Source organism: Rathayibacter sp. AY2B7, from assembly GCF_002931635.1.
Taxonomy (GTDB): domain Bacteria; phylum Actinomycetota; class Actinomycetes; order Actinomycetales; family Microbacteriaceae; genus Rathayibacter.
Window position 1 is genome coordinate 1 of the sequence record NZ_PSUC01000069.1, and the last position, 19,108, is coordinate 19,108.

Below are 19,108 nucleotides of genomic sequence, written 5' to 3' on the forward strand. Positions count from 1 at the left end.
CCGGGTCCGCGCTCGCACCGTGATCGGACGGCTCCTGCTCGTCCCCCTCGTGATCCTCGCCCTCTTCGGCGCCGGGATCCCGCTCTACGTCACGCCCCCTCGAAGACCCGGAGCCGATCGTGAATCCTCAGACGAAGCCAGACCCGACCCGCCCTCGCCGACGACGCGCACGCCTCTCCCTCACCACCGCTCTGATCGCCGCTCTCGGCATCCTTGTCGCCCCCCTCACGGCGCCCGCCGCCTCCGCGGCCACTCTCGACCCGGGCGCCGGGCAGAGCACGCGGATCCAGGAGACGAACTCCTCGCTGACCTACAGCGGCTCGTGGCGCACGATGACGGGCGGCGACAGCGGCGGCGGGATCAAGTTCCTCAACAGCACCGGCTCCGTCTCGTTCAGCTTCCGCGGCACCGGCTTCAGCTGGGTCAGCCGCACCACCGCCTCCGCCGGCATCGCCACCGTCACGGTCGACGGCGCGAGCACCTCGGTCGACCGGTACACGAAGACCACGGCGTACCAGGTCCCGGTGTTCACGAAGAAGGACCTCGCCGACACCGTCCACACGGTCAAGATCGCCTGGAGCGGCAAGGCCAACAGCTCCGCGAGCGACAAGAACCTCGTCATCGACGCATTCGACATCACCCGCGCGACTCCCGCCACCGAGGAGCCGACCGACGAGACCGGCGGCGGCGAGGACGACGGCCCCGTGCTCGACCCCTCCGGAGCGACCAGCCTCCTCGTGCAGGAGACCGACCCCGCGCTGCAGTACACCGGCTCGTGGAGATCGATGGCCGGCGGCGACAGCGGAGGCGGGATGAAGTACCTGACCTCCGCCGGATCGGTGTCGTTCACCTTCGTCGGCACGTCGTGGCGCTGGATCAGCCGGAAGACCTCCTCCTCCGGCATCGCCGCGGTCTCGGTCGACGGCGGACCCGTCACCAAGGTCGACCGCTACAGCTCGAGTGCGCAGTACCAGGTGCCGGTCTACGAGACGACCGACCTCTCCGAGGGCACGCACACCGTGACCATCTCCTACACGGGGACGAAGAACTCCAAGTCGACCGACAAGAACCTGATCATCGACGCGTTCGTCCTCGCCGAGGACGGCCTCGCGACCGACGCCGTGGAGCTCTCCCCCCTGACTGACGGCTACACCGTCGCCTGGGACGCGCCCTTCAGCTCGCGGGTCGTCTCGTACGACGTGCACCGCTCGAACGAAGACGGCTCCGGCGACACGGTCGTCGGCACCGTCGCCGACCCGGTGCGCCAGTACCGCGACGAGACCGCCGAGGCGGGACGCGCCTACACGTACACCGTCACGGCGACCGACGACGCCGGCCGCGACTCGCGGCTGAAGGAGTCGGCCACCACCTCGGCCGACATCCTCGCCTCCCGCGCCTCGCTGCTCGCGGCCTTCGACTGCCCCGCCGCCACCAAGACGGTGTCGACCTCGGCCCAGCTCGTCACGGCCCTGACCAACCCCTCCTCCGGCGACGTCATCCGCCTGGCCGACGGCGTCTACACCGGCAAGTTCGCCCTCCGCGGCACCGCCGCCCAGCCCGGGTCGATCTGGATCTGCGGCTCGCCCAACGCGGTCCTCACCTCCGGATCCACCTCGAGCGGCACCGCGCTCATCCTGAACACGGTGAGCGACGTGCACCTCGTGGGCTTCTCGGTCCGCAGCTCCTTCCAGGGCATCCAGGTGCTCGCCAGCAAGGGCGTCCAGATGGCCGGCCTGACGGTGAGCGAGATCGGCTACGAGGCGGTCCACTTCCGCAACCAGACCACCGACTCCCTGATCGTCGGCAGCACCATCCGCCGCACCGGCATCGTCTCCGCCAAGTACGGCGAGGGCGTCTACGTCGGCACCTCCGACCGCAACTGGTGCGAGTACAACGACTGCGACCCGGACCGCACGGCCCGCATCGCCGTCGTGGACAACACGATCAGCGACACCGGCGCCGAGCCGATCGAGGCCAAGGAGGGCACCCTCGACGGCGACATCATCGGGAACACGGTCGTCGGCGGATCGCGGCTCGCCTCGGACGTGGTCTCGCTGATCCTCGTCTCGGGCAACGGCTGGCTGGCCGCGGGCAACTCCGCCGCAGGCACCACCACCTACGGCTACCAGGTGATCACCCGCGCCGACGGCTCGGGCAACGACAACACGATCAGCGGGAACCTCGCGCTGAAGACCAGCAACGCGGTGGTCTACCTCCACCAGCCGTCCAACTGGTCCACCAGCGGCAACACGCTGAGCTGCTCCAACTCCGGGAAGGACCTGATCGGGAACGTGGCCTGCACGCCGTGACCTGATCCGCTGCCCGCGCACAGAACCGCCGCCGTCGTCCCCTCGACGGCGGCGGTTCTGCGTGTGCCCGCCTCCCGCCGACCACGCGCGAGTCGGCGGAGTCGCGCGCGACGACCGCGACTACCGCGGACTCGCGAGGGCGCGGGCGGGCGCGCGGCGCCCGTGGGCCGCGGGAGGAGCCGAGCGGACGGGGACGGGGACGGGATCGGAGGCCGGCTGACGCGCCCGCGCCTCTCCAGCACGCAGAAGTGGGCGGAGTCGCGCGCGAGTACTGCGGCTTGTGGGGGCTCGCGGGGTGAGCGGGCTCCCGGGAGCCGGTGAGGCACGTGATCAGGCCACGGCGGGCGCTGGAGACGCTGAGGAGGGACAGACGGGCGGGCCAGGCCCCGAAGAGCCCGCGGGCCCGGACGGCGACGCCGCCTCCTGCCGAGTCCGCGGAGGTGGGCGGAGTCGCGCGCGAGTACCGCGACTTCTGCGGGCTCGCGGAGTGAGCGGGCTCGCGGAGGGGTGGAGGGGCTGGAGTGCCGGCCAGGCGTCGGAGGGGCCGGCTGGGTCCGGAGAGAGGGCAGCCGGCCCCCGCCGAGCACCGCGCAGTCTCCGGACGCAGAAGAGCGCACCGCGGCCGGGGCCGGGGTGCGCTCTCCGCAGCGTGCGAGGACGCGATCAGACGATCGCGGGGGCCTTCTGCAGCTTGTGGCGGGCCAGGACGACCGCGCCGACCACGGGGGTGCCGGCGGTCTCGATCCAGTGCACGTCGGCGGCGGCCTGGGGCGAGTCGACCTTGCCCTCGATCAGGACGAGGACGGCGCCGTCGGCCACGCCGCGGAAGGTCGGCGACTGCTCGGTCGCGCCGAGGGTGCCGGTGACGATCAGGACGATGTCGTAGACCTTCTCGAGCTCCTCGACCAGCGCGCGGAGGGCGTCGGTCGGCATCGGCGTGCCGGCCTGGGCGCCGCCCGCGGGGAGGAGGTCGACGCGGTCGGTCGAGCGCTTGATGATCGCGTCGTCGAGCGAGGCGGCTCCGGCGAGCACCTCGCGCAGGCCCGGGCGTCCGCCCGAGGCGGAAGCGAGAGCCGAGCCCTCGGCGGTGCCGTCCACGATCACGACGGACGAGCCGAGCACGGCCAGCGCCTTGGCGAGCAGCACCGCGCTGGCGGTGTGCGGGGTCTTCTCGGATGCCGGGGCGATCGCGAAGGAGGAGTACGAGCGGGTGCGCGCGATGGCGGAGAGCTCGAACGCGACGGCCGAGTAGCGGGCCGGGATCTCGGTCGAGTTCAGCATCTCGTCGAGCTTGGTGGCCTTGACCGGGACGATGCCCAGCAGCGGCCGGTCGATCGCGGAGCGGACGTCGTCGCCGCTGCGGAGGCGGCGGTCGAGGGCGGTCAACACGATCGCCACTCCCACGCCGACCACGGCGCCGCCGAGGATGCCGAGCGCGAGCAGGACGAGGATGCCACCGGTGACCGGCAGCTCCGGCGGGAGCGCCTGGCTGAGCACCTGGAGCTGGATCTGCGGGACGGCGACGCCGTTCGTGGTGGTCGTCGGGTCGGCCCCCTTCACTGCCGCGTCGAGCTGGGCGGCGACCGCGTTCGCGATGACCGCGGCCTGCTCGGGCGAGGGGTCGGTGGCCGAGATCGTGATGACCACGGACTCCGGCTCGGCGAGGACGGTCACGCGCTTGGCGAAGTCCTCGATGGGCTCGTCGATGCCGAGGCCGTCGATGACGCCCTGCAGGACGGTGTCCGAGGTGCCGAGGGCGACGGAGGTGACCGTGGCCTGGGAGGCGGCGCTGTTGGCCGCGACCCGGTCCGCGGTCGAGAGGACTCCGGACGAGGAGACCGCGACGTACACGCGTGCGTCCGCCTTGTACTGCGGGAGGAGGACGGCGTTGAGTACCAGGGCCGCCACGGCGCCGAGCAGAGCGAAGGCGACGATGTAGACCCACCTCCGGCCGATGCCGGCGAACAGTCCGTTCAAGGTCATGGTGTGTGGTGTCCCTTTCGTCGACTGCACCGGAGTGCAGGGGGTCTGACTGTAGCGTCGTGATGTGTCGTCCGCGTTGCGCGGAACCGGCCGCGAGGTTTCGCGCGGGAGCGGTGGATCAGAGGTGTGCCTGCAGGAAGGCGAGGATCGCCTTCTTGTTGTTCGGTGTGTTGTTCTGGAGCCCGTGGTGGCCGGAGCCGTCCACGCCGACCTCGGACGCCACTCCGGCGTCCTGCAGGGCGACCTGCATCGCGTCGGCCTGCTCGACCGGGACGAGCTCGTCCTCGGAGGTCAGCCAGATCTGCGGGGCGTCCGTGGAGTCGACCGAGGTGATCGGCGACGCGGGGATGCTCTGCGGGCAGGTCGTCGAGTCGATCTCGTCGCAGTCCAGGTAGGCGAGGATCTGCTCCTTCGCCTCGGGCACCGGCGTGCCCAGCGACATCCCGGTCTCGGTCATGTCGGCGACCGCCGAGAAGGCGACGACCGTCTTGACCCGCGAGCCCTCGGTGAGGGAGCCCTCGCCGAGCGTGCCCATGGTCGCTCCGATGATCGCTCCGGCGGAGCTGCCCATCACTCCGATGCGGGCGGGGTCGAGGCCGAAGCGCGTGACCTGCGCGGGCTCGCGCAGCCACTCCACAGCGGCCTGCGCGTCCTCGATCTGGCCGGGGTACCGGCTGTCCTGGAGGAGGCGGTAGTCGACGGAGACCGAGACGAAGCCGCGCTCGGCGTAGTACTCGCAGAGCTCGGTCATCCCGCCCTCGTCGCGGGCGCCGTCGACGAACCCTCCGCCGTGCAGCATCAGCAGCGCGGGGCGGTCGGTGCCGCCCGCGGTGGGGAGGCAGGCGTCGGCCTTCAGCGAGACGCCGTCGACCGAGCGGTACTCGATCGCCTTCTCCGTCGTGAAGCCGTCGGGCGTGCGGACGGGCTCGGGCTGCGAGGAGCAGCCGGCCAGCCCGAGGGCGACGGCCACGACGGCCGCCAGGACTCCGGCTCTGCGTGCTCGTGTCGTCTTCACTCGTGGGACTCCGCTCTCTTCTTCTCGTAACTGGGGGAGGTGCCGGGCTCATCGGCCGGGACCGCGACGGGATCGGAGACGACTCCGGGGCCGCGCGCAGGGACGGGGACGGGCTTGCGCCGCTTGCCGGGGCCGCCGAGGGCGGCCGGGGGGACGTAGATCCACTTGACCTTCGAGAGGTAGCGGGTCACGAAGAGCGAGAGGACGACCGCGAGCACCATCACGACCAGCAGCAGCGGCACCTCGAAGCCGCCGATCTCGGAGCGGTCCTCGGGGAGGATCACCCGCAGGATCGTGATGGCGATCACGATGAAGTAGAGGTGCAGCAGGTAGATGTGCAGGCTGCGCTCGCCGCAGATCGTGAAGAAGTTCAGGAATCGCACTCGGGAGAGGGCCCGCGAAACGAGGATGCCCATCGCGACGGCGGCCATCTGGCCGGCGAGGGCGAGGAACGGCACCCAGCGGATCGGGAAGAGGAAGAGCACCGCGCTCAGCACGACGAAGACCGGAGTGACGTAGAGGAACGCGCGGCTCCCCCTCTGCTCGACGAAGTCGATGATCCTCTTCGAGTAGAGCGTGCCCACCAGGAAGAAGACGAACAGGGCGCCGATGCGGTTCCAGCCCACGTTGGTCGTGTTGAGGAGACCGGTGGTGAACATCGTCCCCATCACCGCGGCGAGGGCGACCTGCACGCGGTGGTCGACCTTGCGCAGGAGCCACGCGCCGAGCGTGAAGAGCACGAGGCCGTAGATGAACCAGTAGCTGCTGCTGGGCCAGAAGAACAGCAGGAGCAGGTTGAGCGGGTCGGTCGCGGGGAGCTCGCCGAGTCCGCCGTTCGCGAGCGGCACGACCAGGTAGAAGGCCATGCGGATCACGGACCAGACCACGTAGAGCCAGAGCAGCGGGTACAGCCTGCGGCGCCAGAGGTCGCCGAAGCTCCAGGTGCGGATGCGCGAGCCGAAGAGACCGGACACCAGGAAGAAGAGGGGCATCGGGAACAGCTCGAACACGACCTTGATGCGGCCGAGAGTGTTCTCGACCCCGATGTCACCGAGGTACAACGACGTGTGGTAGTACACGACCATCAGGATGGCGGCACCCTTGGCGAAATCCACCCATTCGCGTCGGGCCCCGCCCGCAGGCTTCAGCAGCTTCATTCTCTCCCCCTTGTGCCCGGTCGTACCGCTCGTGAATTCCATCCGAGGTGAACAAGGCTCAGAGAAGGACGCAGGCTCGGTCGCAGAATGCGACCGAGGATCAAGACTAAGGGTGTATCGTCCGCGCCGCACATTCGGCGGAATAGTGACGAGGACTCGATTGCCGGAAAGTGCACTCCGGCCTCTCCGCTCACCGGGGAGGCGACGGTCACCGGCGTCCGTTCCCGGCGCTCATCACCGCACGGTAGAGCGCGGGCGCCGCGGCGGCGAGCCCGAAGAGGACGGAGCGCTTGAGGTCGCGCCGGCGCACGAGCGCGACCAGGTGCCGGAGCCCCGCCTCGTCGTGCGCGGCCCGCCAGAGCCGGTCGGCCTCCTCGGGGCTGTGCGCGCCCGAGGTGGCGTCCTTGAAGCGGGAGAGCAGGGAGAAGCGCGCGCGGTAGTAGGAGTAGTCCTGCGAGTCGAGGATGCGCGGGTCGAGCCCGCGGGCCGTCCGCTCGATCACGGCGGCGAGCCCGGCGAGCGAGTCGGCGCGCTTCGCGCCCGAGCGGATGATCGAGCCGGAGCGGAGGCGGTACTCGTAGACGGAGTCGGGGACGACGACGACCTCGTCGGCCGCGGCGAGCAGCTGCGCGACCTGCGCCTGGTCCGAGTGCTGGCGGATCCGCGTGAAGTCGATGCCGTCGAACAGCTCGCGGCGGAACAGCTTGTTCCAGAGGTGCCCGGTCAGCTCCCCGACCAGGAGCGCGGTGAAGGCGCCCCGGCCCGAGAGCGCGAGCGGGCCGCGCAGGGAGCCGACGGGCGTGGATCCGGTGGCGTCGACCGTGACCGCCTGGGCGACCACCACGTCGGCGCGGCCCGCCTCCCCCGCGGCGAGCATGGCCTCGACCGCGGTCTCCGGCCACTCGTCGTCGGCGTCGACCAGCCAGACCCATTCGCCGGCGGCCTCGCCGACGGCGCGCTCGCGAGCGGCGGCGACGCCCTGGTTCTCGTCCTGGCGCAGGTAGCGGATCCGCTCGTGCTCCTCGGCGAACGCGCGGCCGATCGCCTCGGTCCCGTCGGTCGAGGCGTCGTCGACCACGAGGATCTCGAGCTCGGCGTGGGTCTGCCGCAGCAGGCGCTCCAGGGCGGAGGCGAGGTGCGCCTCCTCCTGGTGCGCCGGGACCACCACCGAGACGAGGGTCACTTCTGCCCCACGACCCGGCGGAGCACCGTCTCGAGGTCGCGGCCGCTCGACTCCAGCGAGAAGCGGTCGAGCCAGCGGTCGATGCCGGTGATCTCGAGCTCGCTCGCGCGGATCAGCGCGTCGGCGAGGTCTGAGGCGGAGGGGGTGAGCGCGAGCTCGCCGGTGAGGCCGGGGACGATCGCGTCCGCGACTCCGAGCGCCCCGGACACGGCGACCGAGGGGACGCCGGCGGCGGCCGCCTCGACCAGCACGTTGCCGAAGCCCTCGCGCAGCGACGGGAGCAGCACGACGGCGTTCTCGTCGAAGTGGTGGAACCAGTCCTCGACCCAGCCCATGTCCTGGAAGTCCACGCCGCGCGCGGTCGCCTCCGCCTTCATGCTGCCGAGCAGCGGGCCGCCGCCGAAGGAGACGACCTTCGCGGGGATGCCGCGGCGCTCCAGCTCCTCGGCCGCGAGGATCGCGAGCTCGGGGCGCTTCTGGACGACGAGGCGGCAGGGCAGCACGATCTGCAGGCCCGCCGCGGTGCCGGGGGTCCGCGAGACCTGGCGCGAGCGGTCGACCTTGGCGGTCGCCGGGTTCGGCACGACGGTGCAGCGCTCGCCCGAGACGCCGAAGCCGGCGACGAGCTCGCCCGCGACGGGGTGCGAGATCGCGATGACGTGGTCGGCGCGTCGGTAGAGCGTCTTGGCGAGCCCGAGCTGCACCTTCTGCGTCCTCGAGAAGCCCGGGATGCCGAGCGAGACGAGGTTGCGCTCGCTCACGATGGTCTTCGGGCGGTCCGCCTTCGCGGTCATCTCGGCCGAGGCCAGGAGCACGATGTTCGGGTAGCCCTGCAGGGCGACCGCGACGTCGGGGGTGCGGCGGCGGAACAGCTCCTTGAGCATCCGCGCCTTGCCGACGTGGCCCTTGCCCTCGCCGATGCGGTGCAGCACCGCGCCCTCGGGGAGGTACTCGTCGGTGCCCTTCACCGAGGTGGTGACGACGTCGACGTGGTGGCCCTGCTCGAGGAGCCAGCCCATCCAGGTGCGGGCGACGAACTCGGCCCCGCCGCCGTGCAGCGACGTGACGACGAACATGATCCGCATGCGCGGTCCCTTCTCCTGCGCCGCGCTCATCGCACGACCTCCGCGCCGAGGCCGCGGGTGTTGAGCGCCGAGAGGCGGCGCACCTCGGGCATGGCCGCGTCGATGGTGGCGCGCACGCCGCCGTCGCCCGGCTCCGCGAGGATGCGGTCGATCACCGGGAGGACGCGGTGGGCGAAGCCGGGGACCGGCTCGACGCACAGCTGCGGCAGTCCGATGAGGCGCATGATGCCCTCGACCTTGCCCTGGGTGGCGAGGGTGATCGCGGGGACGCCGAGCGAGAGCGACATGATCGCGAGGTGCATGCGGCCGGTGACGGTCAGCAGGGCGTCCTCGGCGAGGCCGCGGATCTCGGCGGGCATGAGCACGCGGTCGACGACGGTGACGCCCTCGGATCCCACGCGCTCGGCGACCGCGCGGACGGCCACCTTGTCGTCGCCGATGGGGCGGGAGACGTGCGGGAGGAGCACGACGTGCACGCCGGCGGCGCGGAGGCGGTCGACGATGCGCTCGTACTCCGGCACCTGGTCGACCATGCCGGCGACGAGGGCGCTCGCGTTCACGAGCGCGAAGGGGACGCCCTCGGGCAGTCCCAGCCCCTCGCGGAAGCTGCGGTCGCGGGTGCGCGCCGAGAAGACGATGTCCGTGACCTCCTCGACGCGCTGCACGCCGATGCTCCGGGCGCGCTCCGCCGAGAGCGGATCGCGGAGCATCGGGACGACGCCGGCGCGGGAGGCGGCGATCAGGGAGCGGCGGGCGGCGAGGCGGGCCGCAGCGTTCCAGGAGAAGCCGAGGATGCGCGTGGGCACCCCTGCCTCGGCGGCCGCCTGCGCGAGCAGGGAGCGGCGGACCGAGCCGCGGAGGCTGTACTTGCCGTCCATCATGTCGGCGCCGACGACCGAGACCGAGCGGGCGCGGCGGATCAGCGCGGCGTAGGCGCGGAGGTCGGCGGCGTGCGCGTCGCCCACTCCGTAGACCAGGTGCGGGAGCTCGACGACCTCGACCCGGTCGGCCTGCTCCTCGGGGATCACGACGTCGCCGGCGTAGCGCTGGACGACCACGACAGGACCGGTGGTGTTCTCGAGGAACGCCTCCAGCATCGCCTGGTCGCCGATGTTGCCGCTGCCGGGAGCGGCGATCACGAGGTGCGACTCGGGCTCGGGTCGGAGGTCCGCGAGGGCGGCGCGGAGCACCGCCGCGTCGCGGCGGGCGGGCAGGCGGGTCGTCGTGACGAAGTCCTTCTTCCAGGACTTGACGACGCCGAGCTTGAGTTTCATCGATCTCTTTCGGTGGGGGGAACGGCGGCGGGAGGCCGCTCGGAGTCGGGGGTGCCGGCCGTGACGGCTCCGTCGACCAGCGCGCTGTCACCGGTGGGGCTGGTGGCGTCGACCGTGGCCGGGGCGGGAGCGGCGGCCGGGCGGCTGCGGCGGAAGTGGCGGCGCAGGTCGGCGAGGCCGAGGATCTGGCGGCGGAACGCGGGGAGGATCAGCATCCAGAGCCCGACCCCGACCAGGACGGCGGCACCGCCCACGAGGAGGCGGAGGACGGGCTGGTCGGCGGCGATCCAGACGGTGGAGAAGTAGGAGCCCACCGTGATCGAGCCGAACGCGATGCCGCTGCGGAGGCCGTTGGTGAACATCTCGCGGGCGGGGGCGTCGGAGGTGCGGCCGATCCAGATCAGCGCGATCGGCCAGGTGAGGGCGAGCGAGCCGGCGTACGCGACCGCGACGCCCGTCACTCCCCAGTTGGAGCCGAGCAGGATCAGGACGACCATCAGCGGGCGGGTCGCCAGGCTGTACCAGACGCTCTGGCGCACGAGGCCCTTGGAGAGGAACACCCACCAGGAGCAGTAGGCCGTGGCCTGGAAGAACCCGGCCACGAGCAGGATCTGGAAGATCGGGACCGAGGCGAGCCAGCGCTCCCCCAGCAGGATCCGGATGACCGAGTCGGACTGGGAGCCGAGGACGGCGAGCACGAGGCCCATCACCGTCAGCATCGCCGACTGGCCGAAGAGGATGAACGTGCGGAACCGCTCGCGCTCGTCCTGCAGCTTGGAGAGCACGGGCAGGGCGACGCGCTGCGCCGGGGCGTTCAGCTGCTGCAGCGGCAGCATCATCAGCTGGAACGCGCGGTTGTAGAGCCCCAGGTCGACCGGGCCGAAGCGCGCGCCGATGATGACGGAGTCGACGTTCTTGCTCGCGTAGGTCAGCGCCTGGGTCGCGAAGACGCCGCCTCCGTAGCGGAGGAAGTGGCCCATCGCCTCGCCGCGGCGGTAGCGGCCGGGACGCCAGCCCGTGATGAAGACCAGCATCAGCACGCCGATGAGCGGCTGCACGACCTGGCTCGCGGCCAGCGCCCAGTAGCCGGCGCCGCCGAGCGCCATCAGCACGCCGACCACGAGGCCCAGCACCTGGCCGACGATGTCGACCAGGGTGAGCTTCACGAAGCGGAGGTGCCGGGCGAGGTCGGCGCGGAACTGCGTCGAGATCCCGTTGAGGAGGAACGTCGAGGAGAGCACGACGGTCAGCAGCTGGAGCCGGTCGTCGCCGTAGAGGGCGGCGATCGGCCACGAGGCCGCGATGACCAGCAGGGTGAGGGTGAGGCCGATGCCCGCGTTCATCCAGAACAGGTTGCTCTTCTGGCCCGGCGTGATCTCCTTCGCCTGGATGGCGGCGGAGGAGAGGCCGAAGTCGCGGAAGATCTCGCCGATGCCGATGATCGCCGTGACCATCGCGAGCAGGCCGTAGTCGGCCGGCGCGAGCAGGCGCGCGAGGACGACGATGCTGCCCAGCTGGACGGCGATGCGGATCGCCTGCCCGCCGATGGTGACGGCGGCGCCGCGGCTCGCCGAGCGGCCGAGGCTCGGGGACGGCTTCTGCGTGGTCCCGGTCATCGGGTCGACCCCTTCTTGGTGGCGATCGCGCCCTCGTAGGCCTTCTTGAGCTGGAGTCCGAGCACGTCCCAGTCGCGACCGGAGAGGGCGGGGAGCCCCTCCGGCGGGCGGGTGCGCGTGCGCTCGAGGGCGGAGGTGATCAGCTCGGGGGTGAGATCGCCGTCGTACTCGATCACCCAGTCGCTGCCGACCTCCTCGGCCAGGGCCGTGTTGGTGGGCGTGCGCGGCACCAGGATGGGCCGGCCGAGCGAGAGGGCGACCAGGATCGAGCCGGAGTTGTGCATCTCGCGGTAGGGCAGGACGATCAGCTCGGCCCGGCCGATCTCGTCGACCATCTCGGCGTCGTCGACCCGGCGGAGCGTGGTGCGCACCCGGGTGTCGCGGGCGGCCCGCTCCTCGACCAGCTCGCGCTGTCCCGTGCTGGGGCTGCCGACCACGTGCAGGGAGAGGGTGTCGTCCTCCACGCCGCGGAACACGTCCATCAGCTCGACGACGCCCTTGTACGGGCGGATGATGCCGAAGTAGAGGACGCGGCCGTGCTCGGGCTCGGGCAGCGGGTGCTGGGCGAACTGGTCGCGGTAGTGGCCGTGCAGCACGGTGACGGCGGGCGCCCGGCCGGGAGTGACGGTCGTGGGGTTCAGGCGGACGAACAGGTCGGTCGCGCGGTCGATCCGGGCCAGCGAGCGGCGCTCGGCGGCGGGACCGAGCTCGTGCGGGTGCAGGTTGTGCACCGTGCGCACGAGCGGGATGCGCTGGAGCGCCAGGCGCACCAGCAGCACGTCGAGGGCGCGGCGGCGCAGGAAGCGGTGCAGCGGGCTGCGGCCGCGGATCATCAGCTCGGGCCAGTGCACGTGCAGCACGTCGTAGTCGGCGAGCAGGGCGCTGCGCCAGGAGAAGAACAGCAGCTCGACGCCGGGCGCCAGGCCGTCGACGATCGAGTCGACGTACTGCGTCGTCGAGTCCGGCGGCGCGAGCGACTGCTGGACGACGAGCGCGGCCGGCGACGAGTCGTTCCGGCGGGAGCGGCGGCTCACCGGTCGCCCCGCATCCCGACGGCCATCGGCGCGTCGAAGATCCGCGCACCGAGGGGCTGGCGCATCCGGATGCCCTTCGAGAAGTCGGGGACGTGCACCGGGTTCAGGCAGATGATGACGAGGAAGCCCAGGAGCAGGTGGCTGGGGCGGACCGCGTCGATGGCGTTGTAGCCGGCGAGGCAGACCATGAAGCCGAGCAGGCCGGCCGCGGGGCCGACGTCGCGACGGCTGAGCGTAGCGCCGAACATCGCGGCCACCATGATCACGAAGAACAGCAGGCCGGGGATGCCCACGCTGATCAGCAATTGCAAGAACGAGTTCTCGATGACCACGTCCGAGAACCGCCTGCCGCTGATGCCGGACGTCGCCGCTCCGGAGCCGAGCCAGTGCGTGAGCTCGGCCGCCTTCAACGACACGGTCACCGCGAGGTCGCGGGCGCCGGCCGAGATGGAGGCGTCGAGGTTGTTGTTGCGGGCGGTGACGGGCTCGAAGTTCAGGACTCCGACGCCCGCGATGAGGCCGGCGATCAGGATCGAGCCGGGCCGGAGCAGCGAGCGGTCCGGGTTGAGGAAGCCGACGGCGACGAGCGCGACGACGACCGCGACGGCGATGGCCGCCATCGGTCCGCGCGAGACGGTCGCCACGACACCGCCCGAGGCCAGGATGCCCAGCAGCAGGTCCGACTTGCGGGAGCCCTGGAGCCAGGAGCCGAAGGCGAGCCCGGCGCCCACGGTGAGGAAGGTTCCGGCGAGCAGGGGGTGGCCGAAGGTGATCTCGGCGCGGTAGAGCGACCAGTGCTGGTCCTGCTCGTAGCCGAGGGCGCCGTAGACGGCACCGAGGATCGGGGAGCTCTGCGTGACCAGCTCGAGGGCGGCGTAGAGGGCGAGCAGTCCGGAGAGGATCACCCACGTCTTGCGCAGCAGCACGGCCTCGCGCTGGGCGTCGAAGACGAGCATCGGCACGCCCACGCAGATCGCGAAGCTGAACAGCCACGAGACTCCCTCGCTCGCGAAGGAGCTGCGCACCGTCGCGACGGCCGACCAGAGCATGAGGGCGATGAACGCGAGGATCACCACGGCCCGCCACGGGGAGAGCACGAGCTCGCGGGTCCACGCCTTGACGGGGGCGCGCCACAGCTCGGGGGCGAGCCCGCGCCGGATCGCCCAGATCACGAGGATGACCGCCCAGAGCGTCATGCGGAACGTCAGGGTCGAGGGGGTGAGCGGCGTCGGGACGAGCGCGAAGAACGCGAGCGCCATCGCCGGGAGCCAGTGCGCGGGGACCCGCAGCAGCACGTAGGCGCCGACGATGCCGCCGACTCCGGCGGCGATCACCAGGAGGCCGGTGGCCGGCTCCCGGGTCGAGAAGATGTACCCCATCCCGAGGACGATCACCAGGGCGACCGAGAAGAGCGCGCCGACGAGGAGTCGTCGCGGGAGGATGTCGATCACGTCAGGGAGTCCTTCTGGCGTCGGAGCGGAGTGGTGGAGGAGGGGGCGGGCGGTGCGGCGCTCACGGGAGTGGTCCCGTCGGCCTCGATGAGGATCGCGATGCCCTCGCGAGCCGCCTCTCGGCGGCTGGGACGCCTGCGATGCCGTGCCCTCCTCCTCCACTGCTCGACCCTGGCGCCGACCCCCGGGGAGGAGGGGTCGCGTCGGTCCTGCCGCAGATCAGGCGGGGCCCTCCTGGAGCCAGCGGCGGAAGGTCTCGACCGAGTCCTTGTTGGTGGTGGTCGGGACGATGTGGCCGCCCTGGTAGCCGTCGCTGCTGTGGTACGCGATCGTCGCCTCCTTGGCGACGGGGAGCGCGAGTCGGCGCAGGCGTCCGCCGTGGAGCTCGGCCGGAGCGAGCTGGTCGGCCGTGCCGGCGCTGACGCGCAGGCGGATGCCCTTCCACGCGTCCTGCGGCAGCCGGGCCGGGTTGGTCGCGCGCATCAGCGCCCGGTCTCCGCCGTACACGGCGAGGACGCGGTTCGGCTCGGTGTCGTCGCGCGCCGCGAGGTCCTCGACGTCGAAGACGCTGCTGGCGTGGTAGGCCCCGTAGATGTTCGGCACCATCTTCTTCGCGTAGGCCCAGCACATCATCGCTCCGCCGCCGGAGTTCGAACGGAGGAAGCTCGCGCGGACGTTCCAGAGGCTCTGGACCCAGGCCGTGGCCGCCGTCTGCACGGCGAGCGCGGTGGGGTTGGTGTAGTTGCTCGGGCCGCCGAAGTCGGGGCTGATGCTGACGAAGCCCAGGTCGACGAGCGGATCCGCCGAGTAGCTGTACGCGTTGTCGAGGGCTTTGTAGCTGCTGCCGCTGGCGTGGTAGAACCAGGCGACCGGCACCGAGGAGCCTGAATTCGGCTTCGCCGAGTGCGGGACGAAGAGACGGGTGGAGTCGTTGCCGATCTTCACGTCGATGATCTCGTACGGCTTCCTGCCGTTCCTCGAGATCGCGGTGTCGAGTCGCGAGACCTCGCCGGGGAGCTTCGGGATCACGCTGTAGTTCGGCGCGGCGAGCGCCGGGGTCGCCACCAGCGCGGAGGCGGTCGCTGCGGCTCCGACGGCGGAGGCGGCGAGCAGGAGGCGGCGGGAGAGGCCGCGCGGGGTGTCAGTCATATCGAGAATCCTTCGGAGCTTTCGCCATCAGTGTCGAGTCGGCCGACCATTCCGAATTCGACGCACATGAAGTGACGTCCGGCCCCCCAACCCATTCGAGAGTGTACGGGCCGCGGATGACGCGTGGATGTCGTTCTCATCACGTCTGGTCGCTCGGGCGGGGATCAGCGGGAGGAGGGGAAGAGTCGGCGGGAGAGGCTCGAGGACTTCTCGGCCGTCTCGTGCACCACGAAGGGCACGGCGGAATCGGCGGAGACGACCCGCCTCGCCGCAGCGAGTTCGAGCGTCTCGCGGGAGAGGCCCTCGATGTCGACCGTGACCGCGAGGCCGGAGTCGGCCAGGCGCGTGGCGATCTGCACCTGGTGGTCGTCGACGTGCTCGCCGAACGAGGCGCGGCGCGGGACCAGGATCGGCACCCGGCCCTGCTCGATGGCGCTGAGCGCGGTGCCCACTCCCCCGTGGGCGATGACGACGTCGGCCGCCTTCATCGCGGCGTTGAGCTCGTCGTGCGGCACGGAGTGGCGGCCGTCGATCCCGAGCCCGGAGACGTCGTTCGCTCCGGTCTGCCAGAGCACCTCCACGCCCTCGAGCAGCGGCGCGAGCGCGGCGAAGAAGCGGGGGAACGGGTAGCCGTCCTGCGTGCCGACCGAGACCACGGCGCGGCGGATCGGCTGCGGGACGACGTCCTCGACGCGGTAGGTGTCGAAGATCGAGCCGCCGAAGCTCCAGCGGTCGTCGGCCCAGGAGCGGTACTGCGTGTAGGTCGAGACGGCGGGGACCCGGGCGAGGATCCGACCGGTCATCGACGGGCCGAGCACGCGGGCGGCGCTCTCGATGTAGTGCGCGGGGATGCCGCGCGAGGCCGCGAGCGGCAGGAAGGAGAGGGCGGGGCTGGCGCCGGTGCTGAAGACGGCGTCGAAGGAGCCGCGGGCCAGCAGGGAGCGGCCGATCATCGCGTTGCGGAGCACCGGCACCACGGCGCGGGGCGGCGGATCGGCGAGGTGGGTCACGCGCCGGTCGGCGAGGAGGGTGCGGCTGAGGGCGCTGTCGACGGTCGCCCAGTGCTGCTCCTCCGGGTCGACTCCGAGGAGCCCCGAGAGGGCGAACATCTCCTTGAGATGCCCGCCGCCGGAGCAGACGAAGAGATACGAAGCCATACGCGCCTTCACTGGTGATGATCGAGATAACAGGCGTGTGGATGATCGATCGTCCGCCGAGAACGACCCCCGGGTCCCTGGTGCAGAAGTCGCCCGATCATAGCAGGGAGGGTCTCCGAGGGGCACTTCTCTGAGAGAACTGTTCACCTCGCCGGAAAGCGATAGCGGCTCATTCGACAGGCGATATCCGCTCACTTCTCCGGAGGGTGGAAAGCGATATCCGCTCGGTTCGGGGATGACCGCGAACGCCCGTCGAGCGCTCGATAGCGGACTGGCCGATTCCCGTCGATCACCTGCACCGCACAGGCCGCGCGCGTAGCGTCGGACCACCGGCGCAGAGGCCGGTCGACCCAGGAGGAGCGCCATGAGCGACAACGAGCAGAACAGCCCCGTGATGGACGGAGCCGAGGACGCCAGCAACGACGAGAAGCTCGGCGGCCTGATCGACCAGGTCGAGCACGACCACGGAGCCGAGGGCGCCGGCGCGATGGCCGACGCGCTCCGCGACCGCGCCGACGAGACCGACACCGAGATCACCGAGGAGTCGGACGCGTCCGGCCCGGTCGAGGACAGCGGCACCGCCCAGGTGTGAGCGACGGGGCCCGGAGGACGACTCCGGGCCCCGCTCCCGGATCGCCGGGGTGAGCGAGCAGCCCGGAAGCACCGGTGGAGCCTCCGGATCGCTCGTGAGAGCGGCCCGGCGAGCGCCACCCGATGTAAACCGGAGCGGCCCGGTGAGCGCCGCCCCACCCCCCAAAGCCCTTTTTGACGGTGCGGGAGCCGCCGGACACCATGGCCGCATGTCCTCTCTCGACGAGCTGCGCGCCACCGCGCACCCGATCCGCCTCCGCCTGCTGTCCCTGGTGACGGGAGCGGCGATGAGCGCCGCGGAGGCCGCCCGCGAGCTGCAGCTGTCGCAGGCGACGGCGAGCTACCACTTCCGCGTGCTGGAGCGCGCCGGGCTCGTGACCGTCGTCGAGACCGTGCGCCTGCGGGGCGGCGAGGCGAAGAGGTACCGGCACGAGGCCTCCGGAAGGCCCTTCGACGTGACGGCGTCCGTGGACGCCGGGCCGGAGGAGGAGCGGGACCTGCACCTCGAGGCCCTGATCGAGGAGCTCCGGCGGCGCTCGTCGAGCCGGGCGGAGGGTCCTCAGCTCTCGACGGACGCGGAGCTCTGGGTCGACCCCGAGGTCTGGCGGCGGGTGGTGCGGCACGTCGGGGAGGCGTCCGCGCTGCTGCACGCGGCGGCCCGGTCGCCGAGGACGCCCGGGACCGCGCCGGTGTCGATGACGACCGCGATGTTCCCGCTCCGCCGGCCGTGACCCGCGACGGGCGCGGGCCGCTGGCGCACGGGCCTCTCGCGCACAGCCCCTTCCGCTGGCTCCTCGCCGCCCGCACGACCGGCGTCCTCGGCAACGCCGTCGCTCCGATCGCCCTGGCCTTCGCCGTGCTGGACCTGACGGGCTCGCCGACGGACCTCGGACTCGTCGTCGCCGCGCGCTCCCTCGCCAACGTCGCCGTCCTGCTGCTCGGCGGCGTCCTCGCCGACCGGATCCCCCGCTCCGTGATCCTCGTCGGCACCTCGCTCGCGGCGGCGGCCACGCAGGCCGTGGTCGCCGTGACGGTGATCACGGGCACGGCGACCGTCGCGGCCCTGGTCGTGCTCAGCGTGCTCAACGGCGCCGTCGCGGCGATGAGCCTGCCCGCCGCGGCCGCCCTCGTCCTCGAGACGGTGCCGGTCGGCGAGCTCCGCCCGGCCAACGCCCTGCTCCGCCTGGGCCTGAACGCCGGGAGCATCGTCGGCGCCTCGGGCGGGTGCCGCGCTCGTCGCACTGGTGGGTCCCGGGTGGGGGCTGGCGGTCGACGCCGCGGGCTTCGCCCTGGCCGCGGTCCTCTACTCCCGTGTGCGGCTGCCGCGGACGGTCCGCTCGGGCCCGGGCGCCTCCGTCCTCGCCGACCTCCGCGAAGGGTGGCTCTCCTCATCGTGTCGGTCGAGCAGCCCGCAGAACGGCGGGGGCGGCGGGCGCGAGGCTCGCAGGGCCGGACGGCCATCGGACGGTCCTGTCGTGGGGACCGGAGTAGAGGTGGGTCCGAGGCTGGTCCCTTCCCGGAGGTGTGCGGACGGAGTGCGCTCCCGCGTCAGTCGGCGAAGATCGCGCCGACCGGCTCGCGCTTCTCGGCCTGGAAGCGGTCCTCGGCGCGGCCGAGAGCCCAGTAGGCCGAGAGCGAGAGCGCCCGGCGCTCCACGCCCCACTCGTCCTGCAGGAGGGCGCGCAGCTGCTTCATCGCCGTGCGCTCGCCGTGCGCGAAGACCTCGAGCACGCCCTCGGACCTCGGCTCGGCCCGCACGGCCGCGACCAGCGCCCGGCCGGCCTCGAGACCGCCGCGGTGCAGCCAGCGCACCTCCACTCCGGCCGGAGCGGGAAGATCGAGCTCGTCGGCGGCCGAGTCCACCTCGATCAGGACGAGGCCGCGCGCGTGCGCGGGCATCCCCTCGAGGGCCGAGGCGATCGCCGGCAGAGCGGAGTCGTCGCCGAGCAGCAGGTGCACGACCCCGGGGTCGGCGCTCGGCGACCAGGCGCCGCCGGGCGCGGAGAGCGCGATCCGGTCGCCAGGAGCCGCGGCGAGCGCCCACGGACCCGCCACCCCTTCGTCGCCGTGCACGACGAAGTCGACGGCGATCGAGCGCCGCTCG

The 19,108-nt window shown here is 72.0% G+C and carries 16 protein-coding genes; 4 read left to right on the forward strand and 12 right to left on the reverse strand.

Annotation, left to right across the window (positions count from 1 at the left end; all coding sequences use genetic code 11):
* Positions 1-119 precede the first annotated feature (119 nt).
* Positions 120-2,309, forward strand: coding sequence for a hypothetical protein (locus tag C5C27_RS11615; protein ID WP_104314439.1), 2,190 nt, complete (start codon positions 120-122; stop codon positions 2,307-2,309).
* A gap of 663 nt (positions 2,310-2,972) precedes the next feature.
* Here the strand turns inward: C5C27_RS11615 and C5C27_RS11620 are convergent.
* From C5C27_RS11620 to C5C27_RS11670, 11 genes are all read right to left on the reverse strand, one after another.
* A complete protein-coding gene (locus tag C5C27_RS11620) occupies positions 2,973-4,292 on the reverse strand; it encodes a Wzz/FepE/Etk N-terminal domain-containing protein (RefSeq protein ID WP_104237963.1) in 1,320 nt (439 codons plus the stop codon).
* Between the two features lie 118 nt (positions 4,293-4,410).
* Entirely contained in the window at positions 4,411-5,307 is an 897-nt protein-coding gene (locus tag C5C27_RS11625; protein ID WP_104314440.1) for an alpha/beta hydrolase, read from the reverse strand.
* Entirely contained in the window at positions 5,304-6,464 is a 1,161-nt protein-coding gene (locus tag C5C27_RS11630; protein WP_181133518.1) for an acyltransferase family protein, read from the reverse strand. The genes C5C27_RS11625 and C5C27_RS11630 overlap by 4 nt, the downstream gene beginning before the upstream one ends.
* Before the next feature lie 208 nt (positions 6,465-6,672).
* Positions 6,673-7,647 carry a glycosyltransferase family 2 protein gene (locus C5C27_RS11635; protein WP_104314442.1) on the reverse strand — a complete coding sequence of 325 codons (975 nt, stop codon included), beginning with the start codon at positions 7,645-7,647 and terminating at the stop codon, positions 6,673-6,675.
* Positions 7,644-8,762, reverse strand: a complete 1,119-nt coding sequence (locus C5C27_RS11640) for a glycosyltransferase (RefSeq protein ID WP_104222481.1) — start codon at positions 8,760-8,762, stop codon at positions 7,644-7,646. Before C5C27_RS11640 ends, C5C27_RS11635 begins: the two co-directional genes overlap by 4 nt.
* Complete coding sequence (locus C5C27_RS11645) at positions 8,759-10,006, reverse strand: polysaccharide pyruvyl transferase family protein (protein WP_104314443.1); 1,248 nt, start codon at positions 10,004-10,006, stop codon at positions 8,759-8,761. The genes C5C27_RS11640 and C5C27_RS11645 overlap by 4 nt, the downstream gene beginning before the upstream one ends.
* Positions 10,003-11,622, reverse strand: coding sequence for a lipopolysaccharide biosynthesis protein (locus C5C27_RS11650; protein ID WP_104255867.1), 1,620 nt, complete (start codon positions 11,620-11,622; stop codon positions 10,003-10,005). Before C5C27_RS11650 ends, C5C27_RS11645 begins: the two co-directional genes overlap by 4 nt.
* Positions 11,619-12,656 (reverse strand): glycosyltransferase, encoded by a 1,038-nt coding sequence (locus C5C27_RS11655; protein ID WP_104314444.1) that lies wholly within the window; start codon positions 12,654-12,656, stop codon positions 11,619-11,621. The genes C5C27_RS11650 and C5C27_RS11655 overlap by 4 nt, the downstream gene beginning before the upstream one ends.
* On the reverse strand, positions 12,653-14,107 hold the full coding sequence (locus C5C27_RS11660) for an O-antigen ligase (RefSeq protein WP_104314445.1): 1,455 nt from the start codon (positions 14,105-14,107) through the stop codon (positions 12,653-12,655). The genes C5C27_RS11655 and C5C27_RS11660 overlap by 4 nt, the downstream gene beginning before the upstream one ends.
* A 219-nt stretch (positions 14,108-14,326) precedes the next feature.
* Positions 14,327-15,256, reverse strand: a complete 930-nt coding sequence (locus C5C27_RS11665) for a S9 family peptidase (RefSeq protein WP_104314446.1) — start codon at positions 15,254-15,256, stop codon at positions 14,327-14,329.
* A 164-nt stretch (positions 15,257-15,420) separates the two neighbouring features.
* A complete protein-coding gene (locus C5C27_RS11670; RefSeq protein WP_104324895.1) occupies positions 15,421-16,413 on the reverse strand; it encodes a glycosyltransferase in 993 nt (330 codons plus the stop codon).
* A 364-nt stretch (positions 16,414-16,777) separates the two neighbouring features.
* Here C5C27_RS11670 and C5C27_RS11675 point away from each other — a divergent pair, with 364 nt between their 5' ends.
* The 3 genes from C5C27_RS11675 to C5C27_RS11685 all read left to right on the forward strand — a co-directional run bounded on the left by C5C27_RS11675 (position 16,778) and on the right by C5C27_RS11685 (position 18,631).
* Positions 16,778-17,005 (forward strand): hypothetical protein, encoded by a 228-nt coding sequence (locus C5C27_RS11675; protein WP_104222474.1) that lies wholly within the window; start codon positions 16,778-16,780, stop codon positions 17,003-17,005.
* A 208-nt stretch (positions 17,006-17,213) separates the two neighbouring features.
* Positions 17,214-17,735 carry a helix-turn-helix domain-containing protein gene (locus C5C27_RS11680; protein WP_104314448.1) on the forward strand — a complete coding sequence of 174 codons (522 nt, stop codon included), beginning with the start codon at positions 17,214-17,216 and terminating at the stop codon, positions 17,733-17,735.
* Positions 17,732-18,631, forward strand: coding sequence for an MFS transporter (locus C5C27_RS11685; RefSeq protein ID WP_258066684.1), 900 nt, complete (start codon positions 17,732-17,734; stop codon positions 18,629-18,631). The genes C5C27_RS11680 and C5C27_RS11685 overlap by 4 nt, the downstream gene beginning before the upstream one ends.
* On the opposite strand, the gene C5C27_RS11690 is transcribed toward C5C27_RS11685, so the two are convergent.
* Positions 18,553-19,108 (reverse strand): siderophore-interacting protein (locus tag C5C27_RS11690; protein WP_146079672.1); only part of this gene is annotated, 556 nt, incomplete at its 5' end. The genes C5C27_RS11685 and C5C27_RS11690 overlap by 79 nt on opposite strands.